The organism is Micromonospora sp. C41 (assembly GCF_018070485.1).
Taxonomy (GTDB): domain Bacteria; phylum Actinomycetota; class Actinomycetes; order Mycobacteriales; family Micromonosporaceae; genus Micromonospora; species Micromonospora chalcea.
Window position 1 is genome coordinate 128087 of sequence record NZ_JAGPXP010000009.1, and the last position, 24045, is coordinate 152131.

At 73.9% G+C, this 24045-nt stretch carries 23 protein-coding genes; 10 read left to right on the forward strand and 13 right to left on the reverse strand.

The features are described 5' to 3' along the window. Positions 1-6 precede the first annotated feature (6 nt). The 3 genes from KBX43_RS12790 to KBX43_RS12800 are packed head-to-tail and all read left to right on the forward strand — an operon-like array spanning position 7 to position 3924. Entirely contained in the window at positions 7-267 is a 261-nt protein-coding gene (locus tag KBX43_RS12790; protein ID WP_030501893.1) for a hypothetical protein, read from the forward strand. Next, a complete protein-coding gene (locus KBX43_RS12795) occupies positions 264-671 on the forward strand; it encodes a hypothetical protein (RefSeq protein WP_210884544.1) in 408 nt (135 codons plus the stop codon). Before KBX43_RS12790 ends, KBX43_RS12795 begins: the two co-directional genes overlap by 4 nt. 43 nt (positions 672-714) lie before the next feature. Then, positions 715-3924 (forward strand): AAA family ATPase, encoded by a 3210-nt coding sequence (locus tag KBX43_RS12800; RefSeq protein WP_210884545.1) that lies wholly within the window; start codon positions 715-717, stop codon positions 3922-3924. Between the two features lie 51 nt (positions 3925-3975). Here the strand turns inward: KBX43_RS12800 and KBX43_RS12805 are convergent, their stop codons facing one another. Both KBX43_RS12805 and KBX43_RS12810 read right to left on the reverse strand, forming a co-directional pair. After that, positions 3976-4830 (reverse strand): ABC transporter permease, encoded by an 855-nt coding sequence (locus KBX43_RS12805; protein ID WP_210884548.1) that lies wholly within the window; start codon positions 4828-4830, stop codon positions 3976-3978. Then, on the reverse strand, positions 4827-5840 hold the full coding sequence (locus KBX43_RS12810; protein ID WP_064446900.1) for an ATP-binding cassette domain-containing protein: 1014 nt from the start codon (positions 5838-5840) through the stop codon (positions 4827-4829). Before KBX43_RS12810 ends, KBX43_RS12805 begins: the two co-directional genes overlap by 4 nt. 353 nt (positions 5841-6193) lie before the next feature. Here KBX43_RS12810 and KBX43_RS12815 point away from each other — a divergent pair, with 353 nt between their 5' ends. Then, on the forward strand, positions 6194-7735 hold the full coding sequence (locus KBX43_RS12815; RefSeq protein WP_210884549.1) for a collagen binding domain-containing protein: 1542 nt from the start codon (positions 6194-6196) through the stop codon (positions 7733-7735). Positions 7736-7815: 80 nt separating this feature from the next. Here KBX43_RS12815 and KBX43_RS12820 read toward each other — a convergent pair whose 3' ends face one another. The 10 genes from KBX43_RS12820 to KBX43_RS12865 all read right to left on the reverse strand — a co-directional run bounded on the left by KBX43_RS12820 (position 7816) and on the right by KBX43_RS12865 (position 17544). After that, positions 7816-8799, reverse strand: coding sequence for an aldo/keto reductase (locus KBX43_RS12820; RefSeq protein WP_166455619.1), 984 nt, complete (start codon positions 8797-8799; stop codon positions 7816-7818). Positions 8800-8907: 108 nt separating this feature from the next. Beyond that, positions 8908-9762: an aldo/keto reductase gene (locus tag KBX43_RS12825; RefSeq protein WP_209964006.1), complete on the reverse strand. Its 855-nt coding sequence runs from the start codon at positions 9760-9762 to the stop codon at positions 8908-8910. 115 nt (positions 9763-9877) lie between these two features. Beyond that, positions 9878-11053, reverse strand: coding sequence for an endonuclease (locus KBX43_RS12830; RefSeq protein WP_210884552.1), 1176 nt, complete (start codon positions 11051-11053; stop codon positions 9878-9880). Positions 11054-11095: 42 nt separating this feature from the next. Then, a complete protein-coding gene (locus KBX43_RS12835; RefSeq protein WP_210884554.1) occupies positions 11096-11635 on the reverse strand; it encodes a DUF1697 domain-containing protein in 540 nt (179 codons plus the stop codon). A gap of 37 nt (positions 11636-11672) precedes the next feature. Further along, the gene (locus tag KBX43_RS12840) at positions 11673-12416 is read right to left on the reverse strand and encodes an FkbM family methyltransferase (protein WP_113972349.1); all 744 of its coding nucleotides are present in this window, start codon (positions 12414-12416) and stop codon (positions 11673-11675) included. Positions 12417-12429: 13 nt separating this feature from the next. Further along, positions 12430-14199 carry a sulfatase gene (locus KBX43_RS12845; RefSeq protein ID WP_082931007.1) on the reverse strand — a complete coding sequence of 590 codons (1770 nt, stop codon included), beginning with the start codon at positions 14197-14199 and terminating at the stop codon, positions 12430-12432. Beyond that, positions 14196-15002, reverse strand: a complete 807-nt coding sequence (locus KBX43_RS12850) for a CDP-alcohol phosphatidyltransferase family protein (protein WP_205795783.1) — start codon at positions 15000-15002, stop codon at positions 14196-14198. The genes KBX43_RS12845 and KBX43_RS12850 overlap by 4 nt, the downstream gene beginning before the upstream one ends. Positions 15003-15155: 153 nt before the next feature. Continuing rightward, positions 15156-15866, reverse strand: a complete 711-nt coding sequence (locus KBX43_RS12855) for a hypothetical protein (RefSeq protein WP_307851515.1) — start codon at positions 15864-15866, stop codon at positions 15156-15158. Beyond that, complete coding sequence (locus tag KBX43_RS12860) at positions 15863-16648, reverse strand: hypothetical protein (protein WP_069087540.1); 786 nt, start codon at positions 16646-16648, stop codon at positions 15863-15865. Before KBX43_RS12860 ends, KBX43_RS12855 begins: the two co-directional genes overlap by 4 nt. Further along, positions 16645-17544, reverse strand: coding sequence for an ABC transporter ATP-binding protein (locus KBX43_RS12865; protein WP_069087539.1), 900 nt, complete (start codon positions 17542-17544; stop codon positions 16645-16647). The genes KBX43_RS12860 and KBX43_RS12865 overlap by 4 nt, the downstream gene beginning before the upstream one ends. Before the next feature lie 132 nt (positions 17545-17676). Between KBX43_RS12865 and KBX43_RS12870 the strand changes: the two genes are divergently transcribed. From KBX43_RS12870 to KBX43_RS12885, 4 genes are all read left to right on the forward strand, one after another. After that, entirely contained in the window at positions 17677-18912 is a 1236-nt protein-coding gene (locus tag KBX43_RS12870; protein WP_210884557.1) for a sensor histidine kinase, read from the forward strand. Continuing rightward, positions 18888-19580, forward strand: a complete 693-nt coding sequence (locus KBX43_RS12875; RefSeq protein ID WP_282101010.1) for a response regulator transcription factor — start codon at positions 18888-18890, stop codon at positions 19578-19580. Before KBX43_RS12870 ends, KBX43_RS12875 begins: the two co-directional genes overlap by 25 nt. Before the next feature lie 70 nt (positions 19581-19650). Beyond that, on the forward strand, positions 19651-21075 hold the full coding sequence (locus KBX43_RS12880) for a DUF234 domain-containing protein (protein WP_307851516.1): 1425 nt from the start codon (positions 19651-19653) through the stop codon (positions 21073-21075). A gap of 87 nt (positions 21076-21162) precedes the next feature. Continuing rightward, positions 21163-21747: a hypothetical protein gene (locus tag KBX43_RS12885; RefSeq protein ID WP_064446910.1), complete on the forward strand. Its 585-nt coding sequence runs from the start codon at positions 21163-21165 to the stop codon at positions 21745-21747. Positions 21748-21871: 124 nt separating this feature from the next. Here the strand turns inward: KBX43_RS12885 and KBX43_RS12890 are convergent, their stop codons facing one another. After that, entirely contained in the window at positions 21872-22651 is a 780-nt protein-coding gene (locus KBX43_RS12890) for a D-Ala-D-Ala carboxypeptidase family metallohydrolase (RefSeq protein WP_043326248.1), read from the reverse strand. A gap of 256 nt (positions 22652-22907) precedes the next feature. On the opposite strand from KBX43_RS12890, the gene KBX43_RS12895 reads away from it, so the two are divergent. Together KBX43_RS12895 and KBX43_RS12900 are read left to right on the forward strand one after the other, a co-directional pair. Next, positions 22908-23549 carry a DUF6642 family protein gene (locus KBX43_RS12895; protein ID WP_043326246.1) on the forward strand — a complete coding sequence of 214 codons (642 nt, stop codon included), beginning with the start codon at positions 22908-22910 and terminating at the stop codon, positions 23547-23549. 31 nt (positions 23550-23580) lie between these two features. Beyond that, positions 23581-24045: a PPOX class F420-dependent oxidoreductase gene (locus KBX43_RS12900; RefSeq protein WP_030272926.1), complete on the forward strand. Its 465-nt coding sequence runs from the start codon at positions 23581-23583 to the stop codon at positions 24043-24045.

Genomic DNA, 24045 nt, shown 5'->3' on the forward strand with positions numbered 1-24045 from the left:
AAGCACATGGCCCGCAACGAGTTCCGCTTCGTGGTCGACGGTGTCGACCTGAGCGCCGAGCAGCAGACGCTGATCGCCGCGGAGATCCAGAAGGCCGGCCTGGCCGCCCTGCGTACCGCCGACGCGAAACTGACCAACCCGCTGACCGTCGGCCACGGCAACATCAAGCTGCGCCCCGAGTGGTACGGGCTCTGGGTCATCGACGGCCCGTTCGCCCAGGACCTCGGGCAGAAGATCAACGACATCGGGTTCTGGATCCAGCGGTGACCGACGCCGCCCGGCCGGCCGGCGCGCCGGAGCGGATGTGCCCGAGCACCCCGGCGTCGAACGCCACGGTGTTCCTGGGCATGATCACTCCGGCGGGCCGGGTGGCCTACGTGACCCCGGCCGTACCGGCCGAGGTGGCGCTCGCCGGGCTCGGCGACTCCGACGAGCCGGTCGAGGCACGGGTCCGGCTCGCCGGTCCGTGCGTCACCTCGTCCTGCGGCTTCTGGACCGGCTCGCACTGCGGGCTGGGCGCGCGGATGGCCGCCTCGTACGCCGAGACCGCCCCGCCCGCCGAGGAGGCGCTGCCGAAGTGCGCCATCCGGCGTTCCTGCAGGTGGTTCGCCGAGCAGGGGCCGTCGGCGTGCCCGGCGTGCGCGCACGTGGTGACCGACGCGCGGACCTGATCGCTGTCGTCTTGTCGGACCCCTCGACTAGCGTCGGGAGGTCATGGAGCCGCGGTTCGGCGAGCAGATCATCGGGCGGGAACACCCCGCGGCGCTGTTGCGCGCCGAGGTGGCCCGGCTGACCGCGGGCCACGGCGGCCTCGCCCTGGTCACCGGCGAGCCGGGCATCGGCAAGACCACACTGGTCTCGGCCGCCGCCGACGAGGCCCGCCGAAGCGGCGCGCTCGTGCTCGGCGCCGCGTGCTGGGACTCCGACACCGCCCCCGACTACTGGCCCTGGGTCCAGGTGCTGCGCCGGCTGGCCCGCTTCGCCGACGACCCGTCCGGCGCCCGCGAAGCGGTCGACGCCGGGCTGGCCGCGCTGCTCGGCGAGCGCCCCGCCGGAGAGGGCGACGAAGCGGGGGACGACGGCGACGAGGCGGGGGACGGCGGCCGGGCCGAGTTCGACAGGCACGACGCGGTGACCGCGGCGCTCGTCGCCGTCGCGCAGCACCGGCCGGTCGTGGTGGTCCTCGACGACCTGCACTGGGCCGACCCGGCGTCGGTCCGGCTGCTCCAGTTCGTCACCCGGCACACCTGGTTCGAGCGGCTGCTGTTCGTCGGCACCTACCGGGACGCCGAGGTCGAGTCCGGCGAGCATCCGCTGCGCCCGTTGCTGGTGCCGCTGAGCGCGAAGGCCACCACGGTCACGCTCACCGGCCTCGGCCGGGACGACGTGGCCGCCCTGATGACCCGCACCGCCGGCCGCGAGCCGGGCGCCGATCTGGTCGCCGAGGTGCACCGGCGCACCGGCGGGAACCCGTTCTTCGTCGAGCAGACCGCCCGGCTCTGGCACACCGACGGCCTGACCGACACCATCGCGCCCGGCGTCCGGGAGGTGGTGCGCCGCCGGCTCGACCAGTTGACCGCCCCGGTCGTCGAGGCGCTCACCGTCGCCGCGGTGCTCGGCCACGAGTTCGACAGGGGGACGGTGGCGGCCTGCGTACCCGCTCCGGTCGCACAGGTCGACCGCATGCTCGGCCGCGCCGCCGCGGCCCGGCTGGTGCTGCCCCGGGGCGGCGGGCGGTTCGTCTTCGTGCACGACCTGGTCCGCGAGACGCTCTACGACGGGCTCGCCGCGGACGCGCGGCGGGCCCGGCACGCGAGCGTCGTCCGCGCCGTGGACAGGTCCGACGCGCTCGCCGGCGCGCTCAGCCCCGCCCACCTGGCCCGGCACGCGTGGCTGGCCGGCGCCGAGCTGGACCCGGTACGCGCCGGTGAGCTGCTGGTCACAGCCGCGCGGGACGCGGCCGGCCGGCTCGCCGTGGACGAGTCGGTCCGGCACTACCGGCGGGCGCTCGATCTTCCCGGTGAGCCCGTCCCGCGGGTCCGGCTGCTGCTGGAACTGGCCGGGCTGCTGCACCACATCGGCCCGGCCGAGGAGGTCGAGCGGCTGCTGACCGAGGCCGCCGCGCTGGCCCGGCAGGCCGACGACCCCGGCGTGCTGACCCGGGTGGCGCTCACCGCGCACCGGCGGCACTCGGCCACCCGCCGCCGGCTCGACGCCGACGACCTGGTCCGCGAGGCGTACCGGCGGTTGATCGGCGAGCCGGATCCGCAGCGGTCCGTGCGCAGCCTGGTCACCGACCTGATCACCGCCACCGAGACGCTCGCGAGGCACGGCAGCGACGACGAGGCGCTCACGTTCAGCCTGTGGGCCCGCCACGACACCACCTGGGGGCTCGGGACCGCCGAGGAGCGAGCCCAGGTGACCGCCGAGATCCGGGAGGTGGCCCGTCGCGGCGGCGACCGGGAGACCGAGCTGTGGGCCACCGCGCTGCGCTGGGTCGCGCTGCTGGAACTGGGCGACCCGGGATACCGCCGGGAACTGGCCTCGTTCGTGGCCGGCGCCCGGCAGGGCGAGGTCCCCCGGCAGCGGATGGCGGCCACCATGGACAGCGGCATCATCGCCGCGTTCCGGGGCGACCTCGCCACCGCCGAGGAGTGCTTCGCCGAGGTGGAGAGCCACCCCGAGCCGGAACACTCCGACCACGCCTTCATGACGTACCACATCCGCTGGTCGGTGCTGCTTCTCTACGGCCGCGTCGCCGAGGCCGAGGCCCTGCTCGACAAGGTGGGCGCCGGCCACCCGCAGGCCGAGCTGCTCCGGGCGATCACCGCCGCCGAACGCGGCGACCCGGCCGCCGTACGCGGGCTCACCGCCGGGATCGAGGCCGCCGGCGCCACGTACCCCCGGTCGGTGTCGCCGCTGTGGCTGCGGCTGCGGGCCCAGACGGCGGCAGTGGACGGCGACCCGGGCCGGTGCGCCGAGGCGCGGGCGGCGCTGGCGCCGCACCGGGGACGGTGGATGGCCGCGCTGTTCGGCTGCGACATCGCCGGCCCGGTCGACCTGTGGCTGGCCGCGGTGGACGCGGCCGACGGCCGGTGGGACGACGCGGTCGCCGGTTACACGGCGGCCCGGGACGCCGCCGACCGGCTGGGCGCTCGCCCGTGGTCGGTGCTGGCCCGGGTCGGGCTGGTGGCCGCGCTGACCGGGCGCGACGGGCCGGGCGACGCGGCCGAGGCGCGGCGGCTGCGCGCCGCGACGGCGGCCGAGGCGCGGGCGCTGGGCATGAGACAGGTGCCCGGCCGGCTGGCCGCCGCCCGGGCGGACCCTCCGGCGGTGGCGGTCTCTCCGCTGACCGCTGTTCGCCCGGCGGTGTCCGCTCCGCCGGAGTTCCGCCCGGACGGGCCGGTGTGGCGCCTCGGGTACGGCGGTGTGGTGGTGCACCTACCCGACGCCAAAGGGCTGCACGACCTGCGGCTGCTGTTGAGCCGGCCCGGCACCGACGTGCCCGCCGTCGAGTTGCTCGACCCGGCCGCCGGCCCGGAACTTGTCGCGGCCCGCCGCCTCGGCGCCGACCCGGTGCTGGACGACGAGGCGAAGGCCCGCTACCGCCGGCATCTGCGGCGGCTCGACGACGAGATCGACCGGGCCGCCGTACGCCACGACGAGCGGCGGCTGTCCGCGCTGGACGCGGAGCGCGCCGCGCTGCTCGACCAGTTGCGGACCGCCGCCGGGCTGGCCGGGCGCAGCCGCCGCCTCGGTGACCAGGCCGAACGGGCACGCAAGGCGGTGACCGGGCGGATCCGGGACACGCTGCGGCGCATCGACCAGCGGCATCCGGCGCTCGCCGCCCATCTGCGTGAGTCCGTCACCACCGGCGGCGCCTGCCGCTACCTGCCGCCCGAACCGGTGTCCTGGCGGCTCTGACCTGCCGTACGCCGGGGTAACGGGTTCGGGTCCCGCCACCCCGGCGGGCGGTCAGTGGCGGTTGTAGCGGTACATGGTCAGCGTGCCGAAGACGACCACGAAACCGGCGCTCCAGAGCAGCAACCACATCGTGTTCGGGCCGTCCATCGAGCCGGCCATCGCCGCGCGGACCGAGGCGACCAGGTGGGTGATCGGGTTGACCTTGACGAACGCCTGCAGCCAACCGGGCATGGTGGACGGTTCCACGAACACGTTGCTGAGGAACGTCAGCGGGAACAGCACCATCATGCTGACCCCCATCACCGACTTCTCGCTGCGCAGCACCAGGCCGAAGAACGTCCACACCCAGGAGAACGCGAACGAGAAGACCACGAGCAGCCCGATCCCGGCCAGCACCCCGAGCAGCCCGCCGTCGGGGCGGAAGCCGAGCACCAGCCCGACCGAGAGGATGACCACCGCGGCGAGCACGTAGCGCAGCACGTCCCCGAAGATCATCCCGACCAGCGCGGCCGGCCGCCAGACCGGCAGCGTACGGATCCGGTCGAAGACGCCCTTCTCGATGTCGTTGTTCAGCCCGACCCCGGTGTACATGGTGATCATCACGACGCTCGTGACCATGATGCCGGGCAGGAAGAACTGCAGGTACGCACGCGGGCTGTCGGCGAGCGCGCCACCGAACAGGTACGTGAACATCAGCACCATGATGATCGGGAACGCGGTCACGTCGAACAGCTGCTCCGGCACGTGCTTGATCTTCAGCAGGGCCCGCCAGCCGAACGTCAGCGACGCGGCGAGCGGACTCGGCCGGGCCGGCCGTTCCGCCGGGGCGAGCACCGTGGCGAGCGCCTCGGCGGACGGGACGTAGACGGACGGCGCGCGCCCGGTGGTAATCGCGGTGTCGCTCATCGCGCCGCCTCCAGCTCGTCGTCCCGCTCGTCCGCCGGGACGGCCGGGTGGTCGGTCAGGGCCAGGAAGACCTCGTCCAGGCTGGGCTGGCCGAGGGAGAAGTCGTCCACCACGATGCCGGCGCCGGCCAGCTCACCGAGCGCGCGGGCGGCCTGCGCGCTCGCCTCCAGGTCGGTGCCGTCCTCGCCGACCCGGGCGGTCAGCGCCACCGGGTCCGTGTCGAGCTGCACCGGTACGCCCAGCGCCGCCCGCAGCACCTTCTCGGCCTGGGGCCGCTGCCCCGGATCGCGCAGCCGGATGTGGACGCTGCCGGATCCGACCGACGACTTCAACTCGCCCGGGGTGCCCTCCGCGATCACCCGGCCGTGGTCGACCACCGCGATCCGCCCGGCGAGCTGGTCCGCCTCGTCCAGGTACTGCGTGGTCAGCAGCACGGTGGTGCCGTACGCCACCACTGCCCGCACGATCGCCCACACCTGGTTGCGGCTGCGCGGATCCAGCCCGGTGGTCGGCTCGTCCAGGAACAGCAGATCCGGGGTGTTGAGGATGCTCGCGGCGATGTCGATGCGCCGCCGCATCCCGCCGGAGTACTTCTTCACCTGCCGCCCGGCGGCCTCGGTCAGCCCGAAGGCGGCGAGCAGCTGGTCGGCGCGGTCCCGGGCGCCGGCCCGGCTCAGCCCGAGCAGCCGCGCCAGCAGAATCAGGTTCTCCGCACCGGTCAGGTCCTCGTCCAGCGAGGCGTACTGGCCGGTCAGGCTCACCCGGGAGCGGACCGCGTCGGCGTCGCGCACCACGTCGTGGCCGAAGACCCGGGCGGTGCCGCCGTCGGGGCGCAGCAGCGTCGCCAGCACCCGTACGGCTGTGGTCTTGCCGGCGCCGTTGGGGCCCAGCACCCCGTACACGGTGCCGGCGGGGACCCGCAGGTCCAGCCCGTCGAGCGCCCGCGTCGTACCGAAGGACCGGACCAGGCCCTCGGCCTCGACGGCCAGGCCGGTGTTCCGGTTACTCATGGATTGCTACCTCTCTCGTCGGTGTCTCGACAGGCGTACGGCGTGCCGCCGGACCGATCGCCTGTTTCAACGAGGCCGGGGAGCTGTGGTGTTGTGCCGGCCTCACCTCTTCGGCGCCAGACGGTCCGCCAGATCCGATCTGGCGGTGGCGGTTCCCGGCCGACGGCGGCCCGGTACGGGAGAAAGGCGGGGTTATGACCGTTCCCGCAGCAGTCCGCCGGATGACCGGTCGCGGACAGTGCGCGATCGATCTTCTGCCATATGCTGCGCCGGCATCCGACGCACGGGGGGCGTGCCCTGGTTGTGGAGACGCGGACGCCTCTTGAGCGCATTGAAACCGAGAGGGGTCCACCGTGTCCATCGTCCGAAGAGTGCTCGGCGCACTCGCCGTGGCGGCCCTGGCCGTCACCGCCGCACCCACCGCCGCCGGTGCGGCGGCGGATCCGGCAGGCGTGCTCCACCTGACCGTCACCGGGACCGACGGCAGCCCGGCCGGCGGCAACGTCGCCGTGACCGCAGCCGACAGCAGCTACGACAAGGACCTGCTGCCACTGGATGAGTCCGGGCAGCTCAGCGTGGAGGTGCCGGCCGGCGACTACAAGATCGCCATCACCCCGGTGTACAGCGACGGCCAGGACGACGAGGTGCTCCGGCAGTGGGTGCCGGGCCGCACCAGCTGGGCGCAGGCCGGAACGGTCCGGGTGTCCGCGGGGGACACGACGGAGGTCTCCGAGCGCCTGGTCACGCCCAGCGGGTCGACCCTGCGGGCGCGCGACGCGGTCACCGGCGCCGCGGTCGACGGGGTATGCGTGTTCCTCGACCCCCGGCGCAATCCGTGCGGCGACACCCGGGTGACCGTCCCGCCGCTGATCCCCGGCCCGCAGGAGGTGTGGGTCTACACCCGGGACGACACCCACCTGCCCCGCTACGCCACGGTGAACGTCCTGGCCGACGGCAGCGGCACCGCCGTGGTCGTCCTGACCCCGGCCGCGAACGTGGTCTCCCGGGTGGTCGACGCGGTGACCGGCGCACCAGTCGCCGGGGCCTGCGTGACGCCGGCGCCCGCCGGTACCGGCGAGCTGCCCGCCAACCCGGGACGGTACTGCTCCGACGCCTCCGGGAACGTCCGCGTCGGCCTGGTCGCGGCCGGCTCCTGGAACCTGTTCGCCCGCCCCGCCGGCGGATCGGCGTACGGCGCGCAGTGGGTCGGCGCGACCGGCGGCACCGGTGACGTGAAGCAGGCCCGGATGGTCACGCTCCGCGCCGGGCAGACGGTCACCGTGCCCCCGATCCGGCTCGACCGCGCCGGTGTCGTCACCGGCACCGTGACCAGCGCGGCCACCGGCAGGCCGGCGACCTCCGGCACCGTGACGCTCGCGCCCGAGACAGGCGACTTCCCGGATTGGGGAGTGGAGCTGGACGCGCAGGGCCGCTACCGCATCGACTGGCTCGGCCCGTACGCCTGGCCGCTGCTGTTCACCACCGCCGACAACGCCACCCAGTGGTCCGGTGGGTTCGCCCTGCGGGGCAAGGCCGTGCCGGTCACGGTCCGGGCCGGCGCCACCACCGTCTACGACCTTGCCGTACGGCGAGGCGTCCTGGTCACCGGCCGGCTCGTCGACCCGGAGGGCCGCCCGGTGACCGCCGAGCTGACGGTGCGCAACGCGCGTACCCGTGAGGTCATCGGCTGGACGCTGGATCGCGACGGCGAGTACGCGCTGCGCGTGCTCGGCCCCCAGCCGGTCATCGTGGCCTGGCTGTGGACGCCGCCGTTCGTCAGCTACGCCGGCTGGTTCGACGGCGCGGCCCGCCCGGCCGACGCCACCGAGGTGACCCTGCCGGGCACCGGCACCCTGCGGCTGGACGTCGCTGTCGACCGGTACCCGGCCGGCTGAGCGACACGATCCGGTCGAACGGCACGAGCGGTCGATCGGCACGGGCCGGGTGGCGTGTGAGCCACCCGGCCCGGCGCCGGTCAGCGCGCCGAGTCCAGCCGGGTCCGCTGCTCGGCGGTCAGCTCCAGGTCGACAGCGCCCAGGCTCTCCTCCAGCTGCGCCACCGAGGAGAAGCCGACGAGCGGGATCGACGGGATGTCGCCGCCCATCAGCCAGGCCAGCACCACCTGGTTGACGGTGGCCCCGGTCTCGGCGGCCACCGCCCGCAACGCCTCCAGGCGGGCCGGGGTGGCGGGCACCGCGTACTCCTCGCCGAGCCGTTCCGGCCGGACGTACGCGCCCTTGAGCAGCGGCGAGTACGCGACCAGCGTGAGTTGCGGCTCGGCCCGCAGGTAGCTGAGCAGGTCCGGGCCGACCCAGCCGACGTCGCCGTCCCGGTCCAGCTCGCTCGGCACGTCGAGCCGCCGGGGCAGGTAGCTGCGGTGGTACTGCAGCACCTCGTACCCGGGCAACCCGGCCGCGGCGGCGAGCGCCCGCGCCCGCTCCACCCGCCAGGCGCGGTGGTTGCTGGCGCCCAGCAGCCCGACGGTGCCCTCCGCGACCAGCTCGGCAAAGCCCTCCACGGTCTCCCGCAGCGCAACCGTGTGGTCCTCGATGTGGGCGTAGAGCAGGTCGATGCGGTCGAGCCCGAGCCGCTCCCGGCTGCGTTCGGCGGACTCGCGGATCACCTTCGCCGACAGCCCTTCGGGGTTGTCCACGTAGCTGGTGCCCGGGGCGAGTGGCCGGGCACCGAGCTTCGTGGCGATGACCACCTCGTCGCCGACCCCGCGGCTGCGCCGCCAGCGGCCGAGCAGTTCCTCGCTCTCGCCACCCTGGCCCCCGTTCTGCCAGAAGGCATAGTTGTCCGAGGTGTCGATGAACGTGCCGCCGGCCTCCACGTAGCGGTCGAGGATGGCGAACGAGGTGGCCTCGTCGGTGGCGGTGCCGAAGAGCATCGCGCCGAGGCTGAGCACGCTGACCTTGCGGCGCGTCGCAGGGTCGGTGCCGATGGTGCGGTAGCGCATGGATTTCCTCCCCGTCGGAGCTTTGCCGGTCACCCTGCCCCTTCGAGTGCGCGCGAAGTCAAACGTCGAAGGGCCCCGGTTCCCCGGGGCCCTTCGGTGTGCGGCGGTTCAGCTCGGGATGTAGTCGAACTCGTCCGGGTTCGGGCCCGTCCGGCCGTCCTCGCCCCGGTCCAGCGAGGTGAGCCGCTCCATCGCGGTGTCGTCGAGCGTGAAGTCGAAGATCGCGAAGTTCTCCTCGATCCGCTTCGGGGTGGTCGACTTCGGGAAGACGATGTCGCCGCGCTGCACGTGCCAGCGCAGCACCACCTGGGCCGGGCTCCGGCCGACCTGCTCGGCCACGTCGACGACCGTCGGGTCGTCGAGCACCGCGCCCTGCGCGATCGGCGACCACGCCTCGGTGAGGATGCCGTGCGCCTTGTCGTACGCCCGCACCTCCTCGTTGCCGAGGTAGGGGTGCGCCTCGATCTGGTTGACCGCCGGCACCACGTCCGCCTCGGCGGCCAGCCGCTCCAGGTGCGCGACCTGGAAGTTGGACACGCCGATCGACCGGACCGTGCCCGCGTCACGCAGCTCCTCCAGCACCTTCCAGGTGGAGACGAAGTCGCCGTCGTAGCGGGTGGGCAGCGGCCAGTGGATCAGGAACAGGTCGAGGTAGTCGAACTTGAGTTCCCGCAGCGTCTGCTCGAACGCCTTGCGGGCGTCGTCCGGGCGGTGGAAGCCGTTGTTCAGCTTGCTGGTCACGAAGACCTCGCCGCGGTCCAGCCCGGAGGCGCGCAGCGCCTGACCCACCTCGGCCTCGTTGCCGTACATCTGGGCGGTGTCGATGTGCCGGTAGCCGATCTCCAGCGCGGTGCCGACCGCCCGGGCGGTGTCCTTCGGTTCGATCTGGAACACGCCGAAGCCGAGCTGTGGGATGGAGTTTCCGTCGTTGAGCGCGATGTCCGGAACGCTGTTGGGGGCCATGAAGAGTCTCATCTCCGATCGTGCGGTGCCGGGGCGCGTCCGTGCCGCCCGCCCCGGCCGTGCCAACCGGATGTCTCTACCCGCTCGCCACGCTTCCTCACATCGGGGACGAGCGTCAACCCCAGATCGACCGGGCCCACTCCGGGTGGTCGACGAACGGGTTGCGGTTGCCCTGCCAGCGTTCGTAGATCCGCTGGTTGCGTCGCTGCTCGAAGGCGTCCGGCGGGTCCTGGTCGTTCCAGGCCAGCAGCTTCGACAGCCGCCCGAGCCGGGGCGCGGAGCCGTTCGACACCGAGTCGTTCGGTTCCAGGTCCGGCCAGCCGTCGCCGCCCTCGTACCGGATCGCCATGTACAGGATCATCCGGGCCACGTCGCCCTTCACCGCGTCGCGCGGCTCGAACGAGTCGGCGTCGGTGTAGCAGCCGGGCGCCTCGGCGACCGCGCCGCCGCCGGCGTCGAAGTCCTTGTTGCCGCGCAGCGAGTTGACCGACACGTCCTCCGGCCGCAGGTGGTGCACGTCGGTGCCGGGGCCGGTGGCGGTGCCGAAGTCGCCGTGCGACTTGGCCCAGACGTGCTCCCGGTTCCAGTCGTTCGCACCGCCGCCGTTGCTGGTCTTGCTCTGCGAGCGTCCGCTGTAGAGCAGGATCACGTTCGCCGGGTTGGCCGGGTCCTGGTCGGTGTCCTTGAGCGCGTCCCACACCTGGTCGTAGCTGAGCTTCGTCTGCACCCGGATGATGCCGTGCAGCGCGGTGCGCAGCGCCGGCCCGGTCTTGCCGGCCGCGGCCGCGTAGTAGGCGTCGGGCGTGCCGGTCGGCGCCGGGGTCGGGGTCGGGGAAGGGCTCGGCGTGGCCCCGCCGCCGAGGCTCATCGCGCTCGGGTTCTTCAGCCCGCCGTGACTGAAGTACGCGGTCAGCGTGCCGGTCGCGGTCACCTGCCGCCCGCGCAGCGACGGGTTGCCGAGCAGCCCGAAGGTGCTCCGCCAGGCGGCCGTGACCTGCACGTACAGCATCCGGGAGGTACCGGTCTCGCCGGACTGGTCGGCGATGGCGATCGCGGTGTCCGCGGTGAAGCCGGAGGTGAGCACCGTGTTGGTGGCGGTGGGCTGGCCGATGACGTAGCCGGTCACGGTGGCGGTCCGGCCGTCCTGCGCGGCGAGGGCCTGTGCCACGGTCAGTGTGGTCGCGGCCGAGGCGGCGCCGGTCACGCCGAGCGGGATCGCGACCGCGACGGCGAGCACGACCGCCGCGAACATCCGCCCGGATCGCGAGCGGGTGACGCGCTTCATATTCATGAGCAGCAATGCTAGGTGCCGCGGGCCGGTTTGAGGAGAGGCTCAGGCGGCGGTGAGGTCGCGCAGGGCCAGCACCGACCGCCAGTTGCGGGCCGTCGCCACCACACCCAGCTTCTTCTCCAGGTACGCGGCGGTGAACTTCGTCCGCCCGTAGCCGCCGGCCGGGAAGTGCAGGTGCGCCTCCCGGCCGATCACCTCGTACTCCATCGTCTCGCCCGGCGGCACGGCCAGCTCGCGCACCCGCGCGGCGGCGGGCGCGGCCGACAGGAACACCACGAGCACCCGCGTGTGGTCGTTCTGCCGGCCCGCGTACGGGCTGGCGGCGGCCACCGCGGCCAGCTCGTCCCCGTCGCGGACCAGCACCGGCACCCGCAGGCCCAGTTCGTCGCCGAGCCGGTTCGCGATGCCCTCGGCCAGCGTCTCCGGCCGGGCCGGCGGGCTGGTGAAGACCACGTTGCCGCTCTGCAGGTAGGTCTTGACGTCGGTGTGACCGAGGTCGGTGACCACGCGGCGCAGGTCGGCCATGGCCAGCTTGTTGACCCCGACGTTGACGGCCCGCAGCAGAGCGGCGTACCTGGCCATCGGCCCTCCTCGGCTCGTGCTCGGGGCCGACCCTACGTCAGGAGTCCGACAGCCGGGCGTAGACGTCGCCGGAGCGACCGGCCGGGCGGTACGTCTCCAGCAGCCGCACCAGCCCGGCCGCGTCCAGCCAGCTCTCGCTCGCGAACCGCATGGTCTCCACCGGCGAGTAGTTGTAGCGGTACGCGCCCAGCTGTTCCACGAGGTCCAGCGACGCGAGCGCGGCGTCGTGCGCCGGTGGCAGGTACTCGAAGGACAGCCCGCGCACCGGGTGGCTGAGCCCGGACAGCACGTCGACCTCGAAGCCCTCGACGTCGACCTTGCAGAACGCCGGTACGCCGTGCCGCGCCACCAGGTCGTCGAGCGTCACCACAGGCACCTCGACCGACCGGTCCCAGCGGACCCCGGCGAAGCTCGGATCGGCGGTGACCGACTCGATCCAGGACGACGACATGGTGGACACCGTCGGCGTCGCCGACGACAGCTCCAGCCGCGCGCTCCCGGACCGCGCACCGACCGCCGTCGGCTCGATCACCACGTCGGCGTCCCGCCCGAAGCCCAGGCGCAGCACCCGCAGGCAGTCGGGCTGCGGCTCCACCGCGACCACCCGCGCGCCCAGCCGCCGCCAGGTGCGCACCCGGCCGCCGACGTGGGCGCCGATGTCGAAGGCGAGGTCGCCGGGGGAGAGGAACTGCCCGTAGAGCTGCCGGGCACGCCGGTGCTTGGCCGGCTGACCGTGGTAGACGGCCAGGGAACGGGTGATCCCCCAGGCCCGCGCGAGCATCGTCACGACATCCCTAACTGTGAGTGGTGGACTGCGGTCCGAACGCCCGCAGGAAGCGGTCCCGGAACGACTCCATCGGCCAGACCGGGGCCTGCGGGTCCGGGTTGAGCCCGTCCTGCCAGCCCCATCCGGCGATGCGGTCGAGCACTGCCGGGTCCTTCGCGACGACGGTGATCGGCACGTCCTTGCCGGCGTCGTCGCCGGTGATCGTGCGGGCGGGCTGGTGGTCGCCGAGGAACACCAGCACCAGGTTCTCGTCACCGTACCGCTGCACGTAGGAGATGAGCGTGCGCAGCGAGTACACGACGGCCTGCCGGTACGCCTCCCGGGTGCCCTCCGCCGAGCGGTCGGCGCGCGCCGTTCCCTTGTAGACCGAGCCGTCGCCGATGTCGTCCCAGCCGACGAGGGGCGGGACCGGCGTCCACGGCAGGTGACTGGAGAGCAGCGGGATCTCGGCCATCACGGGCGTGCGCCCGGGGCCGCGCTCGCGGCGTTGGAACTCCGCCAGCGTGTACTGGTCCGGTGGCGAGGAAAAGCTGAACAGCGGCCCCTTGTAGCCGAGTTCCTTTGCCCCGTACAGCGTGTCGGGTTCGAAGAATGCCGCCTCCGGCCACGCCCGGTTCAGCGCCGGCATGACGAGCGCGGTCCGCCAGCCGGCGCGCTTGAACGCGCCGTTGAGGGTCAGGTGGTCGCTGCGTACCAGGTTGGTGTAGCGCAACTGGTTGTCGGTGCGGATGCCGCTCATCAGCGTGGCGTGCGCGAGCCAGCTTCCACCGCCGGTGGTGGACGAGGTGAGGAACGCGCTGCGGCTGCCGTAACCGGCCGCGCGCAACTGCCGGGTCCCCTCGTCGAGGACGGCGTCCACCTCCGGGGCCAGTTCCGGGTCCTCCAGCGCGACCCGGCCGTAGCTCTCCACGAACGTGAACAGCACGTCCTTGCCGCGCAGCGCGGTGAGCATCCGCTCACCCGGCACGTCCCGGAACGGGTCGCCGGCGAGCTGCGTGTTCAGCGTCTCCTTGTCGTTCAGGCCCGCCCGCACCTGCCGGGCGCGGTCGAAGACGTCGGCGGCGACGGTGTCCGCGGCGACCGGGAGGCCGGGCACGATCTGCGCGCCGAGCACGGCGCAGACCACCCAGGCGGCGGCGAGCGCGGTGACGGCGCGCGTGGTCACCCGGCGGTGGGCCGCCGCGGCGCGGGCCAGCCGCCGCGCCGAGAGCGTCACCAGCACCGGTACGGCGAGCGCCGCGACCACGGCCAGGGCGATCGCGCCCACCTCGGCGGCCCCGCCGTACGACTCGGACAGGAACTCCGCGCCCGCGCCGAGGAACGTCCAGTCGGCGATCAGGTCGAAGCGCCGGTCGAGCACCATCGAGAACCCGAGATCGGTGACCTTGAGCACCAGGATCAGGCCGAGCAGCGCGCCGAGCAGCGTGGCCACCACGCGGCGCGGGCGGGCCGGCAGGACCAGCAGCAGGGCGACGGCGAGCAGCCCTTCCACCGGGATGCGGAGCAACGCCCCGAGGGACAGCAGTTTGACCTCGCTCGGCGCGACCAGGGCCACCAGCACGAGCGCGCCGGCCAGCGCGGTGACCGCCGCGCCGAGCAGCCGCCGGGCGCTCCACGCGCCGACCGCGTCGTTGCCCGGGTCGCTCGTCTCCCTGTCGTTCGGGGTGCGGTCGCCGCTCTCGGCCGAGGCGCCGGCGCTGTCCGGCGTGCTGTCTTCCGTGGACGTGGCGCCGGCCGGGACGTCGTCGCCGTCGGCCGGCCGGGACAGGTCGGTCACCGGCGCCGCCCGCCGACCTCGACGGGCTGGCGCACGATCCGCGTGCCCGGCGTCCACTCGGACCCGTGGCCCGCCGGCGCGGGGGAGACCGGCGCCGCCGGGAGCGCCGGCCGTACGCGGTGCCGCCACAGCCAGCCGACGTCGCGTCCGAACGACTCGACCAGCAGCGCGAGCGCGCCGAGCACCACCGCGAGGGCCAGCGGCCGGGGCAGCACACCGGCCGCCACCACCGTCAGCGCGATGCCCTGCGTGGCGGCGACCACCTTGCGCCAGTAGCGCGGCGGCAGCGAGCCGCGCATCCACGGCAGCACCCAGCCGGCGGCGACGAAGACGTACCGCATCGCGCCGATCACCAGCACCCAGGCGCCCACCTGGTCGGCGACGTACCCGCAGAGGACCAGGACGAGGAAGGAGTCGACCTCCATGTCGAACCGGGCGCCGAGCGCGCTGGTCGTGCCGGTGCGCCGGGCCACCTGCCCGTCGACCCAGTCCAGGGAGAGGGCCACGGCAGCCAGCGCGACCAGCACCGGCACCGCGATCGGGCCGCGGAACGCCTCGACTGTCAACGCGGCCACCCCGCCGGCGAGCGTGGCCCGGGTGAGCGTCACCCAGTCGGCCGGGCCGAGCCGGTCCGCGCCCGAGCGGCGCAGCCCGTATCCGAGCGCCGCGACCATGACCACCCCGAAGAGCAGACCGGCCAGCCAGCCGTACGCGCTCAGGCCGACCGTGCCGGCCAGGGCCGCCAGTACGCCGACCTGGAGTATCGCCCCCGCGAATGGATCAGTTCGAACTGCGGACACCATGCCTCCGAGGTAGACGTCACGTACCACACCTGTGTACGGAGAACATGCCCGAACAGTTCGTTCTGATGCCGGAAACGCGCCAGCGATGTGACTTGTCACGTCCACCGGCGTCGCGGCGGGCACCGCGCGGATCAGGCGCCGGAGCGGAGGCCGTCAGCGCGGCGGCGGTCCGGGGACCAGCCGCCAGTACTGCCGTTTGCCCTCGTCGCGGACCACGACGCCGAGCCGGGCCAGCTCCCCGTGCAGCTCCCGGGTCTCGGCGTCGTGGCCGCCGTCGAGCGCCCGCTGCCGGGCGCGCAGCAGGGCGTCCGCGCCCGGCGGCAGGTCGGGCAGCCCTTCGACCCACCTGCGGTACGCGTCCCGGTGCGGGTCCTGCCCGGTCCACGGCCAGCCCTGCCGGGTGAACGCCTCCCGCAGCCGCTCGGTGTCCAGGTCGGACTTCTCCCGGGCCAGCTCGCCACCGGCGGTGTCCAGCAGCACCAGCGCCTCACCGTCGACGAACACCCCGGCGACGTCGGCGCGGGCCACGTCCCGGCCGTGCCCGTCGCGGTGCAGCCGTACCGTGCGGTGCCCGACCGTGACGGTCAGCCGGTCGCGTACCGCCACCACCGCCAGGGCCAGGCCGCCGAGCAGACCCAGCCCGGCCCCGATCGGGTACGCCCGCTCGTCCGGCCACCTGTCGAGCAGCTCGAACAGGCCCTGGAACGGGAACCAGGGCAGCCCGGCGATCCAGCCGGACAGCGTGGTCAGCCCGGCGCCCAGTCCCGCCCCGAGCAGCGGGAACCCCGCCCAGAACAGCACCAGCTCGCCGCGTCCGCCGTCGACCACGACGTCCTCGCCGGTGTGCCGGGCCGCCACGGTCACGACACCTCCCGGCGCAGCGTGCGGACCAGACCGGCGACCAGCGGCAGGAGCACCCAGACGGCGAGCGAGACGCCGAGCCGGCCCCACTGCCCGCCGGTCATCTCGGCGCCGAGCAGCGGCTCCATCGTGTACGAGGTGTCGAGCCAGCGGGCCGGCTCCCGCAGCGCGGAGATCATCGCGGCGAGCAGGCTCCACACCGTGGGCAGCAGCAGATAGGTGACGATCGCCAGCGGCGTGTTCAGCAGCAGCAGCCCGAAGGCGGCGCCCATCAGCACGTTCACCACCTGGAACACGGCCGCGTGCGGCAGCAGTTGCCAGTCGAACGTCCAGGCGCCCGCCCCGCCGGTGGCGCCGGCGGCGAGCGTGCCGACCGCGGCGACCGCGAGGCTGACCAGCACCGACGCGAGCGCGGCCAGCACCACGGCGGCGAGCTTGGCGACGATCACCCGTTCCCGGCGGGGCACCAGCGCGAACGTGGTGAGCGCGGTGCGCTGCGACCACTCGCCGGTGATGGAGAGGATGCCGAGCACCGGCAGCAGCAGGCCGACCGGCAGCAGCGACGGGGTGAAGAAGGCGGTGAACGTCTGGTCCGGCGCCTCGACGACGAAGAGCTGCACCACCACGATCACGGCCGCGATCAGCCCGATCGTGATCAGCAGCCACCGTCCGGCCCGGGTGTCGGCGAGCTTGCGCAGCTCCACGGCGGTCAGCCGGGCCAGCGTCGGTCCGGCGACGGCGGCCTCGGGACGCGGCGGCGCTGGGGTACGGGTGGCGGTGGTCATCGGACGGCCTCCTTGGTCGACGCGCCGGCGGTGAGGGTGAGGAAGAGCTGTTCGAGGCCGCCGCTGCCGGCCGGGCGCAGCTCGGTGAGGACCAGTCCGGCGTCCGCCGCGGCCTGGCCGACCTGACCCGGCTCGGCCCGGACCACGTAGCCGCCGTCGGTGCCGGCCGTGGCGGGCAGCGCGGCCCGCTCCAGCGTCAGGCGCAGGGCGTGCGCGTCGCGGGCGCGCACCAGCGTGCCGGCGCCGGCCAGCAGCTCGTCCTTGCCGCCCTGGGCGACCACCCGGCCCCCGCCGATCACCACCAGCCGGTCGGCCACCGCCTCCACCTCGCGCAGCAGGTGCGAGGAGAGCAGCACCGTGCCGCCCCGGTCGGCGAAGTCGCGCAGCAGGCCGCGCATCCAGAAGATCCCCTCCGGGTCGAGGCCGTTGGCCGGCTCGTCCAGGATCAGCACCCGGGGGTCACCCAGCAGCGCCAGCGCCAGGCCGAGCCGCTGCCGCATGCCCAGGGAGTACGCGCCGACGCGGCGCCGGGCGGCGGTCTCGTTCAGCCCGACCCGGTCCAGTGCCGCCGCCACCCGCGCCCGGTCCACGCCCATGGTGCGGGCGGCGAGCGTGAGCGCCTCCCGTCCGGTGCGCCCGGCGTGCTGCGCCGAGGCGTCGAGCAGCACGCCGATCTCCCGCCCCGGATTGGGCAGGTCGCGGTAGGGGCGGCCGGCGACCGTGGCGCCGCCGGAGCTGGGCGGCGTCATCCCGCAGATCATCCGCATCGTGGTGGACTTCCCGGCACCGTTCGGCCCGAGGAAACCGGTCACTGTGCCCGGTTCGCACCGGAACGTGACGTCCGCGACGGCGGTGTGCGGGCCGTACCGCTTGGTGAGCTGGTCGACTTCGATCATGCCGTCGAGCCTGCCGGGGCCACCCGGCCACGCGCTGCGGCCGGCGGTCGGCGTCGCCGTCGACCTCGGTTCACCGCAGTCGTCGACTTTGGTAGCTGGTAGCCGGTCCGGACGGCTTCCTAGCATGGGTGGGTGAGCAGCGCCGTCGTACCCGATCATCCCTGGCTCCTGCCGGGCTCCCTGGTGCCCGCCCGGACCGCCCGGCGGACCCCGCGGGACTGGTTCGTCGACGGCGCGCTGTTCGTGGCCTCGCTGCTCTGGGTGCTCATCGCCCACGGCGACGTCACCAGCGCGAGCCCGGAGTTCGGGCTCAACGCCGGTCCGGCCTGGCTGGAGGAGGTCGACCTGCTGATCGGCCTGTGGATCAGCGGGGCGCTCTGGCTGCGCCGGCGCTGGCCGGTCGGGCTGGCACTGGCCACCGCGCCGCTGGTGTTCTTCTCGGTCACCTCCGGCGTCGCGTTGCTCGTCATCACGTTCACCGTGCTGGTGCACCGGCCACTGCCGGTGGGCCTGGCCCTGGCGGCCTGGAACGTGCTCAGCCTGCCGGTCTACCTCGCCGTCCGGCCCGACCCGACGATGCCGTTCTGGGGTTCGGTGATCTGGACCGCGCTGTTCATCGGCGTGGTGGTGGCGTGGGCGCTGTTCGTCCGGGCCCGCCGCCAGCTGGTGCTGTCCCTGCGCGACCGCGCCGAGCGGGCCGAGGCCGAGCAGCAGCTCCGGCTCGACCAGGCCCGGCAGCTCGAACGCGGCCGGATCGCCCGGGAGATGCACGACGTGCTCGCCCACCGGATCTCCCTGCTCAGCCTGCACGCGGGCGCGCTGGAGTTCCGGCCGGACGCGCCGCCGGAGGAGGTGGCGCGGGCGGCCGGGGTGATCCGGGCCAGCGCGCACGCCGCGCTCCAGGACCTGCGCGAGGTGATCGGCGTGCTGCGGGCCGAGGTCGGCTCCGAGGCCACGCCCGAACGGCCGCAGCCCACGCTGGCCGACGTGCCCGCGCTGGTCGCCGAGAGCCGCGACGCCGGGGTACGGGTCGCCGTGATCGAGGAGGTGGCCGAGCCGGAGGCGGTGCCCGCGGCGATCGGGCGCAGCGCGTACCGGATCGTGCAGGAGGGGCTGACAAACGCCCGCAAGCACGCGCCCGGCGCGGTGGTGACGGTCCGGCTGGCCGGTGGCCCGGGTGACGGGCTGGTGGTGGAGATCAGCAACCCGTGGCCGGTGGGCAGCCCGGCCACCGCGATCCCGGGCACCGGCACCGGCCTGGTCGGCATCGCCGAGCGGGTCACGCTCGCCGGTGGCCGCCTGGAGCACGGGCGGGACGCCGACGGCACGTTCCGGCTGACCGCCTGGCTGCCCTGGGCGGCGCAGTGAGCGCCCCGGTGCGGGTACTGATCGTCGACGACGACCCGCTGGTCCGCGGCGCGCTGTCGATGATCCTCGGCGGCGTACCCGACCTCGCGGTGGTCGGCGAGGCCACCGACGGCGCCGAGGTGCCCCAGGCCGTCGCCGCCCACGCCCCGGACGTGGTGCTGATGGACATCCGCATGCCCCGGGTCGACGGCCTGGCCGCCACCGAGGCGCTGCGTGCCACAGCGGAACCGCCCGAGGTGCTGGTGCTCACCACGTTCGATGCGGACGAGCAGGTGCTGCGGGCGCTGCGGGCCGGGGCGAGCGGCTTCCTGCTCAAGGACACCCCGCCGGCCGAGATCGTGGCGGCGGTACGCCGGGTCGCGGCGGGGGAGGCGACGCTGTCCCCGGCGGTGACCCGCAAACTCATCGCGCACGTCACCGGCGCCGCGCCGACGCCCGGCCCGGACCCGAAGCGGGAACGGGCGGTACGGCTGCTCGACGGGCTCTCCGAACGGGAACGGGAGGTCGCGGTGCTGCTCGGCCGGGGGCGGACCAACGCGGAGATCTCCGCCGAGTTGTTCATGAGCGTGGCGACGGTGAAGGCGTACGTGTCGCGGCTGCTGACGAAGCTCGACCTGAACAACCGTGTGCAGGTGGCCCTGCTGGTCCAGGACGCCGGCCTGGTCTGAGGCACAGACACTCTCATTCGGGATACTGTCAGAGATGAGAGTATCCGTCCTGAGAGTATGAGGTGATGACGTGGCCGGTTTCGTCGGCAGGACGAGGGAGCTGGCCCGGCTCGACGGCATGTTGGCGCGCGTCGAACGCGGCGGCCGGGCGGGGCGCCCGGGACGGGCGCTGCTCATGCGTGGACGCCGACGGGTGGGTAAGTCCCGCCTCGTTGAGGAGTTCGTCGAGCGCGCGGGCGTACCCCACCTCTTCTTCACCGCCTCGGCGCAACCCACCCCCGCCGCCGACCTGCGGCTCTTCGTCGAAGCGGCGGCCGGCTCGACGCTCCCTGGAGCGGGTCTGTTCGCCGGACAGGCGCCGGCCACCTGGGACGCGGCTCTCACCCTCCTCGCCGCCGCGCTGCCCACGGATCAGCCCAGCGTCGTCGTGCTCGACGAGATGCCCTACCTCATCGCCACCGATCCCGGCTTCGAGGGCACCCTCCAGAAGGTCTTCGACCGGGAGCTGTCCCGTCGGCCGGTCCTGCTGATCTGCGTCGGCTCGGACCTGGCGATGATGGAGGCGCTCAACGACTACGGCCGCCCGTTCCACCAGCGCGCGACCGAGATGGTCGTGCCGCCCCTGAGCCCCGGCGACGTGGCCGAGATGCTCCAGTTGCCGCCGGCGGATGCCATCGACGCGTACCTCGTCACCGGTGGCCTGCCGCTCGTCCTCGACGACTGGACCCCCGGCGAGACCGTGCGCGACTACCTCGCCCAGGCCGTCCCGGACCCCACTTCCGCGCTGCTCGTCAGCGGGGAACGGGCCCTCGCTGCCGAGTTTCCGCCGCAGTCCCAGCCGGGCGTGGTGCTGCGCGCCATCGGCTCCGGGGAGCGCACCTCCTCCTCCATCGCGCGGGCGGCCGGCGGAATCCCGCAGGCGTCGCTGCACCGCGCGCTCCGACTGCTGACCGACAAGCGGGTCGTGGAGGCCGCCCTCCCGCTGTCCACCCGTCCGTCGCGCGAGACCCGCTACGTGGTCGCCGATCCGTATCTCCGCTTCTGGCTCGCCTTCCTCGACCCCTACCTCGCCGAGATCGAGCGCGGCAGAGGGGATCTGACGCTCGCCCGCATCCATTCGTCCTGGACCTCATGGCGAGGGCGTGCGGTCGAGCCGGTGATCCGGGAGTCCCTGCGGCGGCTGCCGCCGGGGAGCCTGCCGTCCGGGACGGCGGAGGTGGGCGGGTACTGGACGCGTACCAACGATCCCGAGATCGACCTGGTCGGCGGCGATCGGAGCCCGGTGGCCAAGCGGATCACGTTCGTGGGCTCGGTCAAGTGGCTGGAGAACGGCGCGTTCGACGGTCACGACCTGGCCCGGCTGCTTCACCACCGCGCTCAGCTACCGGGCGCCGACGACCACACACCGGTCGTCGCGGTGGTGCGCAGTGGCCGTGCGGTCGACGGAGTCACCGCGCTCGGGCCGGCCGAACTGCTCGCCGCGTGGCGGGATTGAACTGCTGCCGTCATCCGGCCGTACCAGTGGTCGAGGATGTGGTGCGGCCGTTCCGCCGCACCGCTGCCGAACTGCGGGAGGCCTGCCGTGCGAGTTGGTGAGCAGTCGACGGATCCCATCGACCAGATCCTGGGCGAGGTGCCGGTACCGGCGCCGTTGACCCCTGAGGACGTCCGCCTCGCGGTCCGGGCGGTGGTGGTGCACGCCGCCGAGGAGTGGCCCGCGGGGCCGAAGTGCCGCAACGACGGTTCGTCGTTCCCCTGCCGGTTGCATCGCTGGGGCCGGCGCGTGCTGGAGACACACGGTCTCAACGACCGCCAGATCGACGCGCTGATCCGGCACGGCAACCCGTTCGTGCACGTGCCCTTCCCGTTCGTGCTGACCGGACCGTCCGGCGCCCGTCCCGCCCCCGGGCAGGCCGCCCGCGGTCAGACGGCGCGACCGGGCGTACCCGGTCAGGTGGCGCGGCCCGGCGTACCCGGTCAGGCCGGCCGCCCTGTGCCCGGACAGCCGGCCCGGGCGGTGCCGGGTCAGGCCGCCCGCCCCGCCGCGGCGCAGGCGGCGCGCGGTGCGGTTCCGCGGGCCGCCGCGCCGCCGGTGCGGCCCGGTCTGCGGCCGGTCGCCGGGCGGTCGGCTCCCACCGCCCGGCCCCGCTGGCCCCGGGCGAGCTGACGCCCGGCGCCCGGTTCCGGTCGCGCCGACGCCCCGTCGCGGAGTGGCGTCGGTCGCGCCGGAGCATGCCGACGGCGGCCCGGACGGGGAGCCCCCACCCCCGGTCCGGGCCGCCGTCACCGCATCACTTGACTCCGCAGTCCGGTGCGGACCAGCCCTTCGTGTTCGACGACTTGTCCCGGTTGTTCTCCCGCCGCGAGTCGACGTGCGTGTGGTCGTCGTGGTCCGGGTAGCCGGGGCCGTAGATGCCGCTGAAGCCCCGGCTGCGGGCCGAGCGGGCGATGTCGCAGAGGCTGCGGTGCTTGGCGATCAGGTCGGCCGCGTTGCCGTAGAGGTGCTGGCTGTCCGCGGCGCCGCCGACCTGCCGGTTGCAGGCGATGCTGCGGAACCCGCTGGTCACGTAGAGCGGCTTGTCGCCGAGGCTGCGCCGCAGCGCCTCCAGCTTCCACATGGTGCGCAGCGCGTTCTCCCGGGTGGCCGACGCGGAGAGCGGGCCACCGGCCCACCCGCCCTTGCCGCAGCCGTTGTCCAGCTCGGCGTAGCTGAAGTGCTTCGGCGTGCAGTCGCTGTCCTTCTGCAGGTCGTAGATCCTGGCGAACGTCTGCGGCCCGGCCACGCCGTCGGCGCGCAGCCCGTACGCGGTCTGGAAGCGCTTGACCGCAGCGGCCGTCTCCGGGCCGTACACGCCGTCGACCCGGACGATGCCGCCGTACGCCGCCCAGCCGGCCACCCGGATCTGGAGCTGCCGGACGTCGTCGCCGGAGCTTCCCTGGGACAGCGTCCGGTTCCAGGTGTAGCAGCCGTCGGCGTGCGCCGGTGGCGCGGCCACGACTGTCGCCACGGCGGCCCCGGGCAGGGCCAGCGCGAACGCGACCGCCGCCCGCTTCAGGGTGTTGACGCGCACAGAGTCCTCCCGATGTCAGAGCGGAACTGGGATCCGACGGGCACATCGACCGGTACGTCCCGTCCCTATCACCGTGACAGGTACGAGGATTCTTCGTGGTGATTAGCGGAAATTGTTCTCACATCGCCCGGTTGCTGGGTATTGGCTGTGAATACTGCCTGTTTGCGTACGCGCTGCCGGGTGTCGCCCGTCGGACGTGACCGGTAACGTCTGCTCCCGGACCGGGCGGCGACCTCGACGGGCGGGGAGGTGGGCGTTGGCGCGTGGCGGCGTGTTCTGCGTCGAGGGGCAGTGGCACCGCGACCTCAACGAACGCGGGTCCGTCCTGCCCACGCTCGACCTGCTGGAGCGGCTCGGCCGCATCCGCTACATCCACAAGGACGCGGCCACCCGCGACGAGCTGTTCTACTTCGTCGACCGCTGGCTGCTCAAGCAGTACGCCGACCACCGGGTGGGCTTCTTCGCCATGCACGGCGAGCCGAGCCGGCTCTGCCTCACCGACTGGGACTCGGTCGAGCTGTCGGACGTGGCCGAGCGGATGGCCGGCCGCTGCGAGGGCCGCCGCCTCTACTTCGGCAGCTGCTCGGTGCTGCGTGCCTCCGACGCCACGCTGCGCGAGTTCCTCGACGTCACCGGCGCGGCGCTGATCTGCGGCTTCACCCGCGAGGTGGACTGGGTCGAGTCGGCCGCCTTCGAGACGGTGCTGCTCGACGTGCTCGCCAACGGGCAGCGGCACAACGCCGCCGAGCTGCGGATGCGCTCGGCGCACTGGGCGCCGCTCGCCGCGTACCTCGGTTTCCGGGTGATCTACGCCAACGGCCGCGCCTGGCGGCCCTCGGCCCGCCCGCGCGTGCCGGAGCAGGTCACCGCGCAGCGGTCCGCCGGCCGCCCGCGCTGAGAACGACGGACATGCCTGGTAGAACCGAGGCATGGCACGCAGCATCGCGAAGAACACCCGGGTCGACCGGGACGCCCTGATCGAGTTCCTCCGCCCCCGCCACCACGTCGTGCTCATGACCACCCGCTCCGACGGGCGCCCGCAGTCCTCCCCGGTGGCCTGCGGGGTGGATGCCGAGGGCCGGCTGGTGATCTCCACCTATCCCGAGCGTGCCAAGGTCGCCAACATCCGCCGCGACCCGCGCGTCTCCGCGTGCGTGCTCTCCGACGACTGGAACGGCCCGTGGGTGCAGGTCGACGGCGTGGCCGAGGTGCTCGACCTGCCCGAGGCGCTGGAACCGCTGGTCGAGTACTTCCGCAGCATCTCCGGCGAGCACCCGGACTGGGACGAGTACCGGTCGGCCATGGTCGCGCAGGGCAAGTCGCTGATCCGGGTCACGATCGAGTCCTGGGGCCCGATCGCCACCGGCGGCTTCCCGGCCCGGCTGGCCGACTGA